This window comes from Aquimarina gracilis, from assembly GCF_035285365.1.
In the GTDB taxonomy this organism is placed as follows: domain Bacteria; phylum Bacteroidota; class Bacteroidia; order Flavobacteriales; family Flavobacteriaceae; genus Aquimarina; species Aquimarina gracilis.
In genome coordinates this window covers 203,719-219,698 of sequence record NZ_JAYKLX010000008.1, presented here as the reverse complement: position 1 = coordinate 219,698, position 15,980 = coordinate 203,719, and the positions used below count along the sequence as shown (strand labels likewise).

The following is a 15,980-nucleotide window of genomic DNA, read 5'->3' as shown; positions in this document are numbered from 1 at the left end:
TAAGTGTGTTACGTTTTTACTGCTGATGTTACTTTTTGTTCTATCGTTTCTATGAACGATTCAATATCTGTAGAATTTATGGGTAAAGGTTCGTGAACATCAAGTGTCAAATGTATGCCCACTCCCATTGGAAAACTTCCAAATTGAACCAATTTCCAACTGTTATTTATGGTAACTGGTACTACTAACGCTTCCGGCGCTTTTTTAAATAAGATTTTTAATCCTGTCGCTGCAAACTTTTTAGGAACTCCGTTTCTACTTCGTGTTCCCTCAGGAAAAATAACTGCGGCAAACTTATTTTCTGCGATAAATTTTCCGAATCTTGTAAGTTCGGGAATAGATTGCTTTGGGTTTTTTCTATCAATCAAAGCATTTCCTCCATTTTTTAAATTGAAAGAAATACTAGGTATCCCCTTGCCCAATTCGATTTTTGAAATAAATTTTGTTTTATGTGCCCGCATAAACCAAATGATCATGGGGATATCAAACATGCTTTGATGGTTTGATACAATTATCTTTTCTTTGTTTTTGGGTAAGTTTTGTTTGTTTCGATAGCTTATTCGTACTCCAAGTATCAAAAGACACCCTAAAAGGCATAAATTCATGGCATTTACAGATCTTCTGTGAGCGCGGGGGCCCATTAACCGAAGAGCTCCCCATTGAATTGGGTGAAAAACCACCAATGTAAGCCCAAAAAACAGATAAAACAATATGCTTAATGGATAAGACAGTATCTTCTTAATCAATTTCATTTTATTTTGTGTGAATACCTAAAAAACAGTCCTTACCTCTACTAAAAAGGACAGTGCAAGGTCTAATATTATTTTTAGTTGACCAACAGTTTAACAGACTAATTTATGGCATCTAAAAAAACAAAAAACCGTTCCAGATCTGGAACGGTTTTAAGCTTTAATTCTTATATCGTAAATAAACTTTTTAGCAATGCTCGTTATACGCATCCATAAGGTTTTCTGCAATCATTTCTGCAGGTCTTCCTTCGATATGATGACGCTCTAACATATGCACCAATTCTCCATTCTTAAATAGTGCCATAGATGGTGATGACGGAGGAAAAGGGATCATATATCCTCTTGCCTTATCTGTTGCTTCTCTATCTACACCTGCAAATACAGTAACAAGATTATCTGGTTTTTTACTATTGTTTAAAGATGCTTTTGCTCCTGGGCGGGCATTGGCCGCAGCACAACCACACACAGAATTTACCACTACCAGGGTAGTTCCTTCTTTTGACATTGCTACATCTACCGCTTCTACAGTATGTAACTCTTCAAAACCAATATTGGTTAGATCTTCGCGCATTGGTTTTACTAAATCTGCTGGATACATATTTCTTACAATTTTTTTGTTTAAAATTTTTATGCAAATGTACAAATTATGTACCACATCATGCATACTGACAAGTAGTCGCAAGTGGAATATTTAGTTAACATTATGATTTTGATGCGTAACAAACCTGTCGATTTGCTGTCTAATTAAGATAAAAGGAAAACAATGCCCCATTATTTTCGCTTATCTTTACAACCCAAAAATTACTTTGAATGATAAAATGGTTTGTCGCCATACTAGGATATATATTTTTTAGATTTCCCGGAGCAATTCTGGGCTTTATACTTGGAAGTCTCCTTGATTCTACAACCGTAAAAACCAGTGGAGGTTTTAAAACCGTATTCTCTCAAGAAGAAAAAGTTACTCCAGCCGATTTTGAATTAAATCTACTGTCCCTATCTTCTATTGTTATAAAGGCCGACGGAAGAATCAATCAAACTGAATTGGATTATGTTCGACGCTATTTTGTTAGCGCCTACGGAAAAGAGCGCGCCAATGCAACCTTTAGAACGTTTAACGAAATTATTAAAAACAGAGATGTATCTGCTCAACGTATTTGTATGTACATCAACCAGCATACGCGATATCCCTCTAGATTACAAATTCTGCACTTTTTGTTTGGGATTGCCAATGCCGATGGTAGTGTGAGTACCGCCGAAGCAAACCAAATACAACAAATTGCACAATTTTTACGAATTCAACTTCGAGATTTTGAGAGTATAAAAGCTATGTTCTTCAAAACAGGTGATCACGCTTATAAAATCCTGGAAATTGAAAAAACTGCAACTGACACCGAAGTAAAAAAAGCATTTAGGACCATGGCCAAAAAATATCATCCGGATAAATTACAACATATGGATGAGGTCTATAAGAAAGGTGCCGAAGAAAAATTCAGAGAGGTACAAAAAGCTTATGATCAAATCAAAAAAGAAAGAGGAATTGGATAGTTGATAGTAAATTATCTTTTTTTATAATCGATCGACTAAAAAATTCTTTTCCAGAGCGCCTTTAAGAATGGTTTATTAGGTAAGCTTGTAGTAATTTTGATATCCTCGAGAAGTGAAGTCTCCTCATCCAGGAATTTTAAAATTTTCTTGCTATCATTCTTTCTAAATAATTGCGAAAACAAAAAGGACCCTTTCTCATTTTCTTTGTATAACAGGTCTATAAATAGTAAATCATAGTACCAAAACTTGGTTTTTTTACCAAATTTGGACAAGTCAGTCTTGTGTTTTAGATATCTGGTGAGTCGTTTGGTGTTTTTTGAAGTAATGCTAAACGTATATCCCGTACTTGGTTTGGTCCACCCGCCGGCTGTTCCTATATGAATAACATTTTTTGTATTCTGTTTTCTAAATTCATAACACGTCATTGGGATACATCCTTTTTCCTTTTCTATTATTTGATAGTGATCAATTCCTTTTTCGTTTAGGTATTTTTCAATTTCATCTTCGTATTCTTTCTCTTCAAGAAGATCTGCAGAGAACAAGGTATATTCTACCAATGCCTCTGTTTCAGACAGCGGTAACACATACATAAACCGAGTATTTCCTCTTTGTGGTACCGTAAAATCCATGAAAGTAGCCATTTCCGGATCAAAACTTGGAGTTTCAGTTTTTATAAACCATCCCAAAAAATGCTGGTTTAAAACCGGGAATTGGTTTTGTTCTCTATATGCTGAAGAAAGAAGTGCACTATTAAACACCTTATCGCCCAAATGGATTCTTTGATCTGTTTCTACAGCAACAATATCTCCTTCATCCTTAATAGAAATTACACTTTCTTTGGCAATTGTAATATTGGTTTTCTTTTCGATTTCTTTCAATAAAAAGCTATAAAAATCTTTACTGCGTATCATTTTATATTGATACGGATTAATTTTTATTTTTTCAGAAAAGGCATCGCTTCCAAAATAAATATGCTCCCATTTTTTGGCTAGAATAGCATCCCAAATTCCATCTTCAATTTCCCAAAAGCACCAAGTACGATCGTTTTGATTTTTATCTTCTTTATCGATCAGCAATATCTGTTTTTTATTAAAAAATGGGTCCAAAATCAGATGATACGTAAGCATGAGCCCCGATGCACCCATACCCGTAATTATGTAGTCATATTTTTGCATTCAGAAGATTAAAAATACAGAAAAGAAGACCAATATAGCAATAAAAATATGTAGTGAAATTCTAAAACGAAATACTTTTATGCTTTTTTGAAGTAAAAGATGTCCCACCAACGCCGTACAAAACCAACCAAAGTAATTTTTTAAAGGAACTACTCCATTTTCAAATTCCCAAAAATCAAATCTGGGGGCCGAAACTTCCATAATTACATCCAAAAAAACCATTCCAACGGCTCCCAAAATTGATGAAATCACAATATTATTATTAATTGCTCGTGCCATTGCCGCAGTACAATATGTCAAAATAGCCCAGTTTACTCCTATCATCAAAGGCACTCCAAACAATTTATAACCTAGATTCGCTCCATATTTATATTCCCCAAAAATTAATCCATAATTGACGCCCAGATATTCGGTTATCATTCCAATCCCAAATGGGATAAGCAAGGCTAACATTACGCTGCGATGCCGATTATTGTTCCATAAGATAAGCCATAGATAGACTGACAAATTGAGCCAGGTAAATGACAAAAACCAGTCCCGATATGTTGAAAGAATTCCCAGTATTCCAGAAATAGTAAACAACCATATAACAAAGATTGAAATCACAAGTTTTCTATCGGGATTCATACAATTTGGGTTTTAAAATCTTTTTGAACGAGTTCTGATACTATTTTTCCAGACAGTAAGCACAGTGGGATTCCACCTCCAGGGTGTACACTTCCTCCACAGAAATATAAATTCTTTATTTTCCTTGAAAAGTTAGGATGTCTCAAAAATGCAGCATATTTATTATTGCTGGAAGATCCATACAATGAACCCTGATACGATTGTGTATTACTCTCTATTTTTCTGGGATCAAGAATCTCTTCAGTCTCTATCAAATCTTCTATAGTTACTTTGAGTATTCTTGATAATTTTTTTACAATATTCTTTCGGGAAGACTCGATAATTTCATCCCAATTCTGTCCCTGATTGTTTGGCACATTGATCATTACAAACCAATTTTCGCACCCTTTTGGGGCATCTTTAGTCTCGTTTTTTGAAGTGATATTAATGTACACTGTGGGATCACTATGGACTTCTTTTTTATCAAATAAGCATTCAAATTCTTTTTTATAATTTTCTGAAAAGAAGATGTTATGCAAGTCAAGTTCTTGAAAAGTTTTGCGTATTCCCCAATAAAAAATTAGAGCCGAGCTTGATCGCGGTTGTTGTATAATTTTATGTGGGGCTTTTTGATGCGGCAACAACTTTTGATAGGTAGGAACGATATCCATATTTGAAACTATAATATCTGCTTCAATAATTTCTTTATTTATTACAACACCTGTAACCTTATTTTTTTCGACAATAATTTCGTCTACCCTGGTGTTGAAATAAAAAACAACTCCCAAATCTGTCGCCAATTCGAATAATCCTTTAGTAATACTATACATTCCTCCTTTTGGAAAAAAAGTACCATAATGCTGCTCGAGGTGAGGAATCATAGACATGATCCCAGGAGTAAGGTATGGTGATGACCCATTGTAGGTAGCATATCGATTAAATAGCTGTATCAATCTTGGATCGTGAAATCTTTTTCGATTAACTTGATCCAAAGATTTGTCGATATCCAAAGTACCTATCTTGGAAATCGCTTTTATGGTATCATTACTAAAATATGTAGATAACTTGTGAAGTGATTTCTCTAAAAACAGAGCAGATGTAAGGTCGTACTTTTCCTTACTTCTTTGGAGATATTTAAGAACTTGTGCTTCTGTATCCTCAAAAACTTCAGCTGCCGTCTTTGCAAATTTTATTTGATCGGCATGAGCCACAAATCGAGTTCCGTCTTCATAAAAATAATTACAGATTTGCTCCTTCTTTATATATTCAAAGTATCTTGAAGTGTCTTTTCCTGAGAGTTCGAAAAGTTCTTCAACAAATTGCGGCATGGTAAATAAAGACGGGCCACAATCAAAACGATATCCATTTTTATGCATCTCGGTCAACTTTCCACCAGGAGAATCATTGATTTCATATACCTGAACATCAAAATTCAATTTTCTTAATCGAATTGCAGCGGCAAGTCCGGCAATACCGGACCCAACTATTATTGCTTTTTTTCTTTTCATAGCATGGTTCAAAAGAACCTATCAAAATTCTGGAATAAGTCATTACATTCAATGAAATAGAATCGTTTTTTGTATATATTTAACTTCTGTTAAAGCAAAATGAGATCGCTACTAGTTTTATTCTTTTTTTTTGGCTTGGTTACATGGGCATATGCACAAGATTCAACCAAGATTGAACCTCCTAAAATTGTAGCGAGGCTTAAAGTAGGAAACACGGTTGATTTTGGCTCAAAACGTATAAAATTCATCAAAGTTACCGAGGATTCCAGGTGTCCGAAAGGAGTAGAATGTATTTGGCCCGGTGAAGCAAAGGCGATAATTGGAATCTATACACAAGATACTTTGATTGAAGAAAAAGAATTTATTTTTGGCGCCCAGGCTATTAATGAAAATCAAATCGAAAAAATCATACCTATCGACAAAAAGACCTTGTATTCTTATGGTTTAAGTCCGTATCCATCTTCTGAAAAACCTATCGATCCCTCATCTTATTATCTTGAATTAATTATTAAACAAAATAACTAGTTATGCTATGAACCAAACTAATTGTATTTTCGCTGCTGTATGATTTCAAACAAGTCCAAAGCTCATCTAGCCTTACTGAGCGTTAATATGATTTATGGAGCTAACTATCTAATTGCCAAGGGTTTAATGCCTCATAAAATTGAGGCTTCGGCTTTGGTTTTTCTTCGTATTAGCGGTGCTGGATTATTGTTTTTAATTCTGAAATTGTTTAGTAAAGAAAAGGTGGATCGCAAAGATATCCCAAGGTTGGCCCTGTGCGGTTTTTTGGGGGTCGCCACCAATCAATTCTTTTCTATGAATGGGCTTAGCCTTACCTCACCTGTTGATGCTGCAATTATTATTACCGCCATGCCTATTTTTACGGTAATTATTAGTCGTTTTTTACTCAAAGAACCCTTTACAGTGCAACGTATATTGGGTATTTCTATTGGAGGCGCCGGGGCCGTATTGCTAATCTATTTGGGGAACTCTGGAATAGGAACGGGCTCCTTGAAAGGAAATATTTTTGTTTGTATTAATGCATTAGCTTTTGCTTTTTATCTGGTTATCGTAAAACCTTTGATGTCCAAATATCAACCTGTTACCGTAATCATCTGGACATTCTTATTTGGGTTTATATGTATGTTCCCACTTTGTATTTCTCCCCTACTTCATACAGATTTTGGTTCTTTTGCCGCTTCAAATTGGGTTTCTTTGTTTTATGTAGTCGTTGGCCCTACATTTTTGGCCTATCTATTAAACATGTTTGCCCTGCAATATGTAAAACCTACGGTATCCAGTAGCTATATTTATGTACAACCTGCAGTAGCAATGATTTTGGTAGCTATAATCTCTTATCTGGTAGTAAACAGCCAATACAAAGGAGATCTAACTCTTGTTAAGCTTTTATGCTGCATTTTAATCTTTGCAGGTGTGTACTTAATTAGTGGTGGACGTTTGAAGTGGTTTAAAAGTTCATAGAGAAAATCATTTTCGAAATTATTTATCTGTTAAAAAAATAGAGTTTCAAAAAATGAAACTGGGATAAATTAGTTTTGCTACTAATAATCAATTTTTAAAACGTTAATTTCGATGTATAGCAAGATAATTTTATTTGTATCAGCTTTGTTTATTATAGCTTGTAGTCATGATAGTGATGAATTAATAAGTCCATCAGAAAGGGGCTACGAATTAAAAAGTGGCATCTCTATCATAGAAATTAATAATACTAACGATCCTATTTTTGAGCTGTTTAGATCAAATAACACTGTAGAACTTCAGGTAAACACCAAGTACATCTTTAGAGTTCCAATAGTTTTGAATGACATAAACAATTTAACTATAAACGGCAATAATGCTAAATTTTGTTTTCCTTTTGACGGTATTGCTGTTTCGATTTTGAATGGCAAAGATGTCCTAATTAAAGATTTGACAATTGATAATAAAGATAGTTCTGGAAACTATTATTTATCTGGTATAGAGAAAGGAAGAGTAGATGTAAGATCTTCAAGTTTTATTTCTTTGGATAATGTTATGTTAAATGAACAACGCAAACCGCAAGACACAGCAAAAACAAGAAAAAATCATATACAAGTTAACCTGTACAATTCGACAAATTGTAGTGTTTTAAATTCAAATTTACGTTTTTCAAATGGAGAACTTATCGTAGTTGATGGAAGTAACGATTGCCTTATTAAAAATAATGTTACATATGGTGGTTGGTCTGGAATTGCTACAAAAGGTAGGTTTATATCACCTGGTTTCTATAGAGGTTATAGGACAATCGTTGATTTAAATGAGGTTTACGACTGTACAACAGCGGGTATTACTATTAACGATAGACAAACGGAAGTAACATCGAATACTATCAAAAATCTAGGTGGTGAAAATGTAGGTGGTCCTGGCATAAGATTTGGGCATGCTCTAGTTGATAATGGCGCGAATGGGACTATGCCTATTGATCATTTAACAGCAAAGAATTGTGTTGCAAGAGGAAATATTATCGACGGTTTTTTAGTCAAAAACGTGCTTCCTGCCTCCAGTCCAGTAGGTATTAAAATTGACGCGTCTGTAGATAAAGATGGTTTTGGAAGCATCCTAATTGAAGAAAATCAAATAACAAATTGTAGATATGGAATAACTGTATCTGGTGTAGTAGGACAAAGTGGTCAAATTACAAATAATGCTATCCAGGTTCTAGGTAATGGAATTGATATTTTTGCTTTGGCTAATAACCCTGCACAAAAGTTCGACATTTTAGGAAATACAATAACCACCAATGGGAGTAATTTTAGTTCAGATTGGGGTAATTACGCTTTTAGGTATTTCAACAGTTTTGGAACTATAAAAGGAAACACTATTAACCTTACTTCTTCTAACAAATATGCTGCTGCCATTGGTATTGCAAGAAATACAGAGCATGCCAGAGTAACCATACAAGAAAACATTTTAAATCTTAATCGAAATCATGGCATTTTTCAACCAGGAGAAAAAGAATACCTCCAATTTCACAGAATGAAAAAAGCACATATCGAAAACAACACAATAAATAACTCGTATATTGGAATGCTGCTTAAATGTGAAGATTCGAAGATTTTGAACAATGAAATTCTTGATGCCACAGGTTATGGGATGTTATTTTGGGACACTTCAAAAAACAATGAAATTGCATTTAATACTATAAGTGTTCAGCATTCAGCTTGCATCAGAATACACAACACAGAAAACACACAAATTCATCATAACAATTTTGCACTTGAAGTTGGGGAATCTCTCTATGCAATTTATAAGACTGCCTGGAACGGAAATCCAACTATTCATTCAAACAATAACTTAAATTTTCCTTTTATAAATAATTAAAATAAGAAAATCGAAAACCTAATGACATCCACAATCAGTTGAGCCGCAAGAGCTGGAAGTTTTCTTTTTGGACGAGGATAAAGCTGGCTTCCAAAAGAATTTTTTAATCAAAAATCCTACGGCAATGCCAAAAACAAGAAGTACGAGTATATTTTGAATTACAATGTTCATGTCTATATCTGTTGTATAAAGATACTAAAACTTACAGGACTTATTTTAAAATTTGATATACAATTAACGCTACACTATAAGCCAGCAAACTCATAAAAACCAATTGTGTCATGGGCCATTTCCAACCGTTGGTTTCTCTCTTCACAATGGCCAATGTACTCATACACTGCATAGCAAAGGCATAAAACAACAGTAATGAAATTCCGCTGGCAAAATTAAACAACGGGCCACCGGTTTTTGGGTTAATCTCAGCCGCCATTCTGTTTTTTATAGTTTCTTCTTCATCGCTTCCTACACTATAAATAGTGGCGAGAGTACCAACAAAAACCTCTCTGGCTGCAAATGAGCTTATAATTCCAATACCTATTTTCCAATCGTACCCAAGAGGAGCTACCACTGGTTCGATAGCTTTTCCTGCATATCCTATAAAGGAATGTTCTAATTTGTAGGATGCTATTTTATTTTCTTTTTCTTCTTCAGAAAGGTTACTAAATGCCTTGTTTATGATTTCTTCGGCATTATCAAATTTATCATTGGGGCCAAAACTGGCAAGTACCCATAGTATTATTGAGATTGCCAGAATTATTTTTCCGGCTCCAAAAACAAACGCTTTTGTTCTTTCGATCACGTTTATGATAACATTCTTAAATAAGGGAACCTTATACCCCGGCATTTCGATGACAAAATAAGACCTGCTTTTGATTTTTAATAGCTTATTGAGTAACCAGGCAGATCCAACAGCCGCCCCAAAGCCAAGAAAATACAGGAACATCAACGTAAGGCTTTGGTATCCAAATATCCAACCTATCTTTTCATCGGGAATCACCAATGCGATTATGATGAGATACACCGGTAATCTTGCCGAACAGGTGGTGAAAGGAACCACCAGAATAGTGATTAAGCGTTCTTTCCAACTTTCTATATTTCTTGTGGCCATTACTGCGGGTATTGCGCATGCCGTTCCCGAAACTAGTGGTACAACACTTTTACCACTTAAGCCAAATCGCCTCATGACACGATCCATCAAAAAAACTACCCTACTCATATACCCACTTTCTTCTAAAATAGAAATGAAGAAAAACAGAAAAGCAATTTGCGGAATAAAAATGACAATCCCTCCCAGTCCAGGGATAATCCCTTCGGTAATGAGGTCTACAAATGGACCAGCCGGTAAGGTAGATTTTGCAGCTTCGCTAAGCCAGGCAAAACCTTCATCAATTAAATCCATTGGATAGGATGACCAATCATAAATGGTTTGAAAAATCAATAAAAGGATAGCAAAGAAAATAAAATACCCCCAAAACTTGTGTGTAAGCACTCTATCGAATCTTGCTCGCATTCCAGTTGCTGCATTTTCATCAATAAAATGTCCTTTTTTGAGTACATTATTAATGAACTGATATCGTTTTATGGTCTCCTTTTGTTGAAGTCGTTTCAGCTCACTTTCAGACTTTATCTTGAAATCGGGAGTAATATCAAGATCTTGTTTATCAATTTTCCTGAAGTTTACATCTTGTGTAATTACCAACCAAAGCTTATATAGCGATTGATTTGGAAAGGCTTTTTGAAGTCTTTCAAAATAATCGGGCGCAAAAGAAAGTGCATCCAGACAAGGTGCTTTGGGCAACAATGCATAGGACTCAATAAGTTTCTTGAGTTCATCGATACCTTCTTTTTTACGGGCACTTACCAATGCAATCTTGGTATTAAGTTCTTTTTCTAATAGCGGTATGTCTAGCGAAATTCCCTTTCGATTCATTCGATCGGCCATATTGATCACCAAAATAGTCGGGATCTCGAGATCTTTTATTTGTGTAAAAAGCAGTAAGTTTCTTTTTAGATTCTCTACATCGCTTACTACAATTGCAACATCGGGAAAGTCTTTATCCTTTTTATTAAGAAGCAATTCGATGACTACATTTTCGTCTAATGAAGATGCGTTAAGACTATATGTGCCCGGTAAATCAAGAATATGAGCTTTTACTCCTCGGGACAACTTACAAATTCCCTCTTTTTTCTCTACAGTGATACCGGGATAATTGCCGACCTGCTGATTAAGACCTGTAAGCAAATTAAAAACTGAAGTTTTTCCGGTGTTTGGGTTTCCAATAAGTGAAACTTTAATCTGCTTGGCCATAAAAGTAACTGCAATTATATAATTTCGACTTCAATCTGTGCTGCAATTTCTTTTCTGATCGCAAGATGACTACCGTTTACATTAAGGTAAATTGGGCATTCAAAAGGTGCGGTTTGAAGTAATTGTACTTCATTACCTGGCAAACATCCCATTTCCAAAAGCTTTAATGGAATCGTATCTGAGGTAATTTCTTTTATCAACGCACGTTGACCTTTTTTAAGATTAGCAATAGTAGTCTTCAAAAAAATTATTTAGATTGATTTTAAACAAGGCAAAAGTAACGCAAAAAATTGTATTGAAAAAGCGAAAGCCGCCAAATACTTATAAGAATGCGTTAAAAAATGGGCTATTCCTCCTCTTTTTTCAAAATAGCTATATCCTCGATAAGCCGATTAATATCTTCGGGATTGGTGCCATCATAAAAACCTCGAATGCGTTTTTGCTTATCCACCAACACAAAATTTTCGGTATGTACCATATCATATGGGCCGCCATCACCATCAGACTTGGCCGCCAAATATGATTTTCTGGCAAGATCATAGATTTGTTTTTTGTCACCTGTCACCAGATTCCATTTGGTATCGATTACACCTTTTTTGACAGCATATTTTTTTAATCTCGCTACACTATCGATTTTGGGAGTTACACTATGCGAAAGTAAGAGTACTTCGTTATCATCAATTAACCGATCCTGTATTTCTTTCATATGACCAGTCATTATAGGGCAAATTGTCTGACAAGTTGTAAAGAAAAAGTCGGCAACATAGATTTTGTCTTGATAATGATCCTGGGTTACCTCTTCTCCATTTTGATTGGTTAATTTGAAATCTGCTATCTTATGATATTTACGAACATATTGAACCGTACTGTCCACCAATTCGGTATTTACCATTTCGGGTTCGTATACCGGTAATTTTCTGTCTGGTTTTAAAATGGAATAAATAATAGATATAATGATTGCAGATAATACAAAGAGTACTACCGCAAAGAACTTGTATTTGGCAAAAAACTGAAGCATTATTATTTTTTCTGCCTGCAAAATTACAAGGAATCTGGTTCTTACCCGCCTGGTTTACATTAAAAAAATACTAAAAGTTGTGATATAGCATGACGATATTTTTATATACTCCTTTAAAAAGCTACTTTTGCGTGATTAAATTTTGAAGAACGACCTATGAGTCCATTTTTTGTAAAAGCAATACAGTTACTATTAAGTTTATCTATCCTAATCGTTTTGCACGAGTTGGGACACTTTATACCGGCAAAGTTATTTAAGACAAGAGTAGAGAAATTTTACCTCTTTTTTGATGTAAAGTTTTCCCTCTTCAAGAAAAAAATTGGAGAAACCGTTTATGGGATCGGATGGTTACCGCTTGGAGGTTATGTTAAAATCTCGGGGATGATTGATGAGAGTATGGATAAGGAGCAGATGGCGGGTCCGCCGCAACCCTGGGAATTTAGATCCAAACCAGCCTGGCAAAGACTTATCATCATGTTAGGAGGTGTAACCGTAAATGTAATCTTAGGATTCTTGATCTATATGGCCATTATCTTTACCTGGGGTACAGACCATGTTGGTATCGACGATATGCCAGAAGGATTTGCGATTCACGAATCTTTTAAAAAATTCGGTTTTCAGGATGGCGACAAAGTAGTTGCTCTTAACGGAGATCGTCTGGAAGATGTAATTGATGTAAATCATCATTTATTCATGAGGGATGTAAAAGACATTACTGTGTTGCATCAAAATGGTCAAAAAGAAACCATACAAATTCCAGAAGATATAGGCACCACCATGTTTGAATCTGGTATACTACGTCCTTTTTCTCCAATTATTGCACCAGTATTAGATAGTGTTGTCGCAGATACCCCTGCAGCACAATCTGGATTATTGAAAGGAGACAGGATTCTGGAAGTTAATGACCGGTCTATACAATATTGGAGCGATTTTACCGCCATAAAAGCTGCAGACACTACAAAATCTGCACTTAAGATAAAATACACTAGAAATGGGGCCGAAAACATTATCAATGTTACTCCCGATGAAGAAGGAACTATAGGAGTGTATCCATTTGTAAATTATACTTCGCAGCACAAAGACTATTCGTTTTTAGAAAGTATCTCAAAAGGTTTCGAATTTGGATATTGGACCTTGCATGATTATGTGGCTCAATTCAAATATGTATTTACAAAAAAAGGAGCTAGCCAGGTAGGTGGTTTTGGAGCTATTGGAAATCTTTTCCCAGATGCCTGGAACTGGAGAGCTTTTTGGGGCACTACAGCCTTTATTTCTATTATTCTGGCATTTATGAACATCTTACCTATTCCCGCATTAGATGGTGGGCATGTGATGTTTTTATTATATGAAATCATCGCTGGCAGAAAACCGAATGATAAGTTTATGGAGTATGCACAGTTGGTTGGTTTTATTATTCTTATTGCCTTATTATTGTTTGCAAATGGTAATGATATTTACCGGGCAATTTTTAAATAGAAGAAAAAATTAAAAAAATCTTTTCGAGATATAAAAAATAGTATATATTTGCACTCGCAAAAGAGAAAAACACTCTATATTTGCAAAACATAAATTCCTCCTTAGCTCAGTTGGTTAGAGCATTTGACTGTTAATCAAAGGGTCCTTGGTTCGAGCCCAAGAGGGGGAGCAAAAGTCCAGCAGAAATGTTGGACTTTTTTGTTTTAGCCCTTTACTGGAAGAGAGGTTTATATCGAATCAAGTTTAAGGAAGCTAATTATACTTTTTGAGGGTTTTTATTTTTACTTCCCTATAGATTTCTAGCCGCGAAATATTTCATTACACGATAAAAAGTAGTTCTAAGAAAGCCAACTTGTTTAAAAAATTCAAGCAAAAACATAAATAGACTAATCTTGAATGACGATAAAATTATCTGCCAACCAATTTATGATTATTTCGGCTCCTATAATGGTACAACCTATGATAGACAAAATTAATATTGGACCTATTTGTACTAGTGCTGCAAAAGAAAAAGATTTTACCCTGCTAATTTCGAAAACATACTTTAATAGCACCCCTTGGAAATAGCAAATTAATACTATAAGAAGAAAGCTAACTATTAATTGAATGGTTTCACCAGGAAAATAATATGTAACAACTGTTAGAGGGATAAACACCATAAAAACCGATATATTGGAAATTAAAAATTTAGTTTTTGGACTTTTAATGTTTATGTTGGATTTAAACAATTTTATAAAGATTATTGCCCAAATGTCTTGACTAAATATTATTAAAATCACAAATATTAACTCTTGAAATATTTGATGTCCAATTCCATCAAAAAGATTTGCCATTCCTATACTAACATCTTTATCAGATATGTTCCTAAAAAACTCAATTAGAATTCTATAAATTATATATGTGGCAATAATTTGTTTTACTAAATCCTGTATTTTAAATTGATTATTTTTAATTTTTAAAGCAAATTGCTTTGGCTTTACAACACTATTAAATCCGTTCAAATAAGACAAGAAAGGAGATAGGACTTCTGATAATAATATTTTTACATGAGCTAAATTTTTATTTCTTTCTTTCATTATTTAATAACTTCATTATAAAACCCAACTAAAAATGATAAACTTAAAAACAATATTATAAGCGATAATATATTACTGATAAACAGTTTAAGCAAAACATATTTTGTATGTATCAACAATGTTTTAAGTACTCTACTTTGCAAATAAAGTTGAATGATTAAAAAAATGTAAAATGAAATTGATCGCATTATTTCATCAATTCCTTGATAAAAAATTAAAACAACCATTAAGGAGAAGAGAAGAGATCGTATTGTAACATTCGAAAGTGCGATAGAACTATATGTAACGGGATAATTGCTACTTTTTTTTGTAATTCTCGTGAAAGTATACGCAACAATCAATTCCCAAAGTAGTACCATGCCAAAAAGCATAATTAAAACGATGTAACTATATATTCGTTTTAGTAACACCGATTCTTCTTGGCTCGGTATAATATCGATAATTACTAATGGCGCGATTAATAAATTAGCAAAAGCAATCATATTAAGAATATATGTAGTCTTGCTTTTTTCATTTAGAATACCTTCGGAAAACTTACTGGGGTTTAATACAGATATTAAAATGAATATGAACGAGTTGGGATTTCTTAAAAATTTTTCCATGTTAAATTAAAAGTGACCTAATCTTAACCATAAACAGTTCATCGAACTTAAAATTGATAGTTTTTGAACTTTACTAAATAATAAAACCCCATATCCAAAAGCTATGGACACAGGGTAACTATTTTTTAACTCACCTCTAAGTTATTAAATTTTAAATAATTACAAGGGTTTCTTTAAGAAATATTGAATCAAGATGGATTGATTTGACTTATTATTAATCTATCCATTCGATTTCGTGTCCCACTTCTACTTCTTCAATTTCACCAACTTTGAACCTAAGAATTTCTGTTGCAACTTTTTTAAATCGAGCTTTCCATTGTATCCATTCATCTTCATTCATGCGTGCTTCAAAATGAAGTCCACTAGGTTCTATTGATGCCAATATGTATTTTTCGTCTTCATTACAGCTAAACCTTCATATTCAACACAGTCTTTACCATAACCTAACCATCCGGGCATTTTCGAATAAACTAATTCTACCTTTGTCCAAATCTCTATAGACAAATCATACCTTATATTTAAATTACATTCGTGAAATTCCATTTACAACTCTT

The 15,980-nt window shown here is 34.1% G+C and carries 16 protein-coding genes and 1 tRNA gene; 6 read left to right on the top strand and 11 right to left on the bottom strand.

Features of this window, described 5'->3' with window-relative positions; genetic code table 11:
• Nucleotides 1–8: 8 nt before the first annotated feature.
• Together U6A24_RS17655 and U6A24_RS17650 are read right to left on the bottom strand one after the other, a co-directional pair.
• Nucleotides 9–746 carry a lysophospholipid acyltransferase family protein gene (locus U6A24_RS17655; protein ID WP_324181326.1) on the bottom strand — a complete coding sequence of 246 codons (738 nt, stop codon included), beginning with the start codon at nucleotides 744–746 and terminating at the stop codon, nucleotides 9–11.
• Between the two features lie 190 nt (nucleotides 747–936).
• Complete coding sequence (locus U6A24_RS17650; RefSeq protein ID WP_324181325.1) at nucleotides 937–1,347, bottom strand: BrxA/BrxB family bacilliredoxin; 411 nt, start codon at nucleotides 1,345–1,347, stop codon at nucleotides 937–939.
• A 212-nt stretch (nucleotides 1,348–1,559) separates the two neighbouring features.
• Between U6A24_RS17650 and U6A24_RS17645 the strand changes: the two genes are divergently transcribed.
• Nucleotides 1,560–2,294, top strand: coding sequence for a TerB family tellurite resistance protein (locus U6A24_RS17645; RefSeq protein ID WP_324181324.1), 735 nt, complete (start codon nucleotides 1,560–1,562; stop codon nucleotides 2,292–2,294).
• A 35-nt stretch (nucleotides 2,295–2,329) separates the two neighbouring features.
• On the opposite strand, the gene U6A24_RS17640 is transcribed toward U6A24_RS17645, so the two are convergent.
• The 3 genes from U6A24_RS17640 to crtD are packed head-to-tail and all read right to left on the bottom strand — an operon-like array spanning nucleotide 2,330 to nucleotide 5,583.
• The gene (locus tag U6A24_RS17640) at nucleotides 2,330–3,469 is read right to left on the bottom strand and encodes a lycopene cyclase family protein (RefSeq protein ID WP_324181323.1); all 1,140 of its coding nucleotides are present in this window, start codon (nucleotides 3,467–3,469) and stop codon (nucleotides 2,330–2,332) included.
• The gene (locus tag U6A24_RS17635; RefSeq protein WP_324181322.1) at nucleotides 3,470–4,096 is read right to left on the bottom strand and encodes a carotenoid biosynthesis protein; all 627 of its coding nucleotides are present in this window, start codon (nucleotides 4,094–4,096) and stop codon (nucleotides 3,470–3,472) included.
• On the bottom strand, nucleotides 4,093–5,583 hold the full coding sequence (crtD, locus tag U6A24_RS17630) for a 1-hydroxycarotenoid 3,4-desaturase CrtD (RefSeq protein WP_324181321.1): 1,491 nt from the start codon (nucleotides 5,581–5,583) through the stop codon (nucleotides 4,093–4,095). Before crtD ends, U6A24_RS17635 begins: the two co-directional genes overlap by 4 nt.
• Before the next feature lie 99 nt (nucleotides 5,584–5,682).
• Here crtD and U6A24_RS17625 point away from each other — a divergent pair, with 99 nt between their 5' ends.
• The 3 genes from U6A24_RS17625 (at nucleotide 5,683) to U6A24_RS17615 (ending at nucleotide 8,946) form a co-directional block, all read left to right on the top strand.
• A complete protein-coding gene (locus U6A24_RS17625; RefSeq protein WP_324181320.1) occupies nucleotides 5,683–6,108 on the top strand; it encodes a hypothetical protein in 426 nt (141 codons plus the stop codon).
• Between the two features lie 39 nt (nucleotides 6,109–6,147).
• Entirely contained in the window at nucleotides 6,148–7,068 is a 921-nt protein-coding gene (locus U6A24_RS17620; RefSeq protein ID WP_324181319.1) for a DMT family transporter, read from the top strand.
• A 111-nt stretch (nucleotides 7,069–7,179) separates the two neighbouring features.
• Nucleotides 7,180–8,946 (top strand): NosD domain-containing protein, encoded by a 1,767-nt coding sequence (locus U6A24_RS17615; RefSeq protein ID WP_324181318.1) that lies wholly within the window; start codon nucleotides 7,180–7,182, stop codon nucleotides 8,944–8,946.
• Nucleotides 8,947–9,157: 211 nt separating this feature from the next.
• Here the strand turns inward: U6A24_RS17615 and feoB are convergent, their stop codons facing one another.
• The 3 genes from feoB to U6A24_RS17600 form a co-directional block, all read right to left on the bottom strand.
• Entirely contained in the window at nucleotides 9,158–11,254 is a 2,097-nt protein-coding gene (gene feoB / locus U6A24_RS17610) for a ferrous iron transport protein B (protein WP_324181317.1), read from the bottom strand.
• Nucleotides 11,255–11,268: 14 nt separating this feature from the next.
• Nucleotides 11,269–11,496, bottom strand: a complete 228-nt coding sequence (locus U6A24_RS17605) for a FeoA family protein (protein ID WP_324181316.1) — start codon at nucleotides 11,494–11,496, stop codon at nucleotides 11,269–11,271.
• Nucleotides 11,497–11,600: 104 nt separating this feature from the next.
• Nucleotides 11,601–12,272 (bottom strand): SCO family protein, encoded by a 672-nt coding sequence (locus U6A24_RS17600; protein ID WP_324181315.1) that lies wholly within the window; start codon nucleotides 12,270–12,272, stop codon nucleotides 11,601–11,603.
• Between the two features lie 156 nt (nucleotides 12,273–12,428).
• On the opposite strand from U6A24_RS17600, the gene rseP reads away from it, so the two are divergent.
• Both rseP and U6A24_RS17590 read left to right on the top strand, forming a co-directional pair.
• Nucleotides 12,429–13,748, top strand: a complete 1,320-nt coding sequence (gene rseP / locus U6A24_RS17595) for an RIP metalloprotease RseP (protein ID WP_324181314.1) — start codon at nucleotides 12,429–12,431, stop codon at nucleotides 13,746–13,748.
• Between the two features lie 95 nt (nucleotides 13,749–13,843).
• Nucleotides 13,844–13,917 (top strand) — tRNA-Asn (locus U6A24_RS17590).
• A gap of 217 nt (nucleotides 13,918–14,134) precedes the next feature.
• On the opposite strand, the gene U6A24_RS17585 is transcribed toward U6A24_RS17590, so the two are convergent.
• From U6A24_RS17585 to U6A24_RS17575, 3 genes are all read right to left on the bottom strand, one after another.
• Nucleotides 14,135–14,824: a hypothetical protein gene (locus U6A24_RS17585; RefSeq protein ID WP_324181313.1), complete on the bottom strand. Its 690-nt coding sequence runs from the start codon at nucleotides 14,822–14,824 to the stop codon at nucleotides 14,135–14,137.
• A gap of 816 nt (nucleotides 14,825–15,640) precedes the next feature.
• Nucleotides 15,641–15,808: a hypothetical protein gene (locus tag U6A24_RS17580; RefSeq protein WP_324181312.1), complete on the bottom strand. Its 168-nt coding sequence runs from the start codon at nucleotides 15,806–15,808 to the stop codon at nucleotides 15,641–15,643.
• Nucleotides 15,796–15,969 carry a hypothetical protein gene (locus tag U6A24_RS17575; protein WP_324181311.1) on the bottom strand — a complete coding sequence of 58 codons (174 nt, stop codon included), beginning with the start codon at nucleotides 15,967–15,969 and terminating at the stop codon, nucleotides 15,796–15,798. Before U6A24_RS17575 ends, U6A24_RS17580 begins: the two co-directional genes overlap by 13 nt.
• Between the last annotated feature and the right edge of the window lie 11 nt (nucleotides 15,970–15,980).

Excerpts from the sequence above, each read along its gene's own strand:
- feoB (WP_324181317.1), bottom strand. The coding sequence starts at position 11,254 with ATGGCCAAGCAGATTAAAGTTTCACTTATTGGAAACCCAAACACCGGA.
- U6A24_RS17650 (WP_324181325.1), bottom strand. The coding sequence starts at position 1,347 with ATGTATCCAGCAGATTTAGTAAAACCAATGCGCGAAGATCTAACCAAT.
- U6A24_RS17625 (WP_324181320.1), top strand. The coding sequence starts at position 5,683 with ATGAGATCGCTACTAGTTTTATTCTTTTTTTTTGGCTTGGTTACATGG.
- U6A24_RS17645 (WP_324181324.1), top strand. The coding sequence starts at position 1,560 with ATGATAAAATGGTTTGTCGCCATACTAGGATATATATTTTTTAGATTT.
- U6A24_RS17635 (WP_324181322.1), bottom strand. The coding sequence starts at position 4,096 with ATGAATCCCGATAGAAAACTTGTGATTTCAATCTTTGTTATATGGTTG.
- rseP (WP_324181314.1), top strand. The coding sequence starts at position 12,429 with ATGAGTCCATTTTTTGTAAAAGCAATACAGTTACTATTAAGTTTATCT.
- U6A24_RS17585 (WP_324181313.1), bottom strand. The coding sequence starts at position 14,824 with ATGAAAGAAAGAAATAAAAATTTAGCTCATGTAAAAATATTATTATCA.
- U6A24_RS17620 (WP_324181319.1), top strand. The coding sequence starts at position 6,148 with ATGATTTCAAACAAGTCCAAAGCTCATCTAGCCTTACTGAGCGTTAAT.
- U6A24_RS17615 (WP_324181318.1), top strand. The coding sequence starts at position 7,180 with ATGTATAGCAAGATAATTTTATTTGTATCAGCTTTGTTTATTATAGCT.
- crtD (WP_324181321.1), bottom strand. The coding sequence starts at position 5,583 with ATGAAAAGAAAAAAAGCAATAATAGTTGGGTCCGGTATTGCCGGACTT.
- U6A24_RS17575 (WP_324181311.1), bottom strand. The coding sequence starts at position 15,969 with ATGGAATTTCACGAATGTAATTTAAATATAAGGTATGATTTGTCTATA.
- U6A24_RS17600 (WP_324181315.1), bottom strand. The coding sequence starts at position 12,272 with ATGCTTCAGTTTTTTGCCAAATACAAGTTCTTTGCGGTAGTACTCTTT.
- U6A24_RS17640 (WP_324181323.1), bottom strand. The coding sequence starts at position 3,469 with ATGCAAAAATATGACTACATAATTACGGGTATGGGTGCATCGGGGCTC.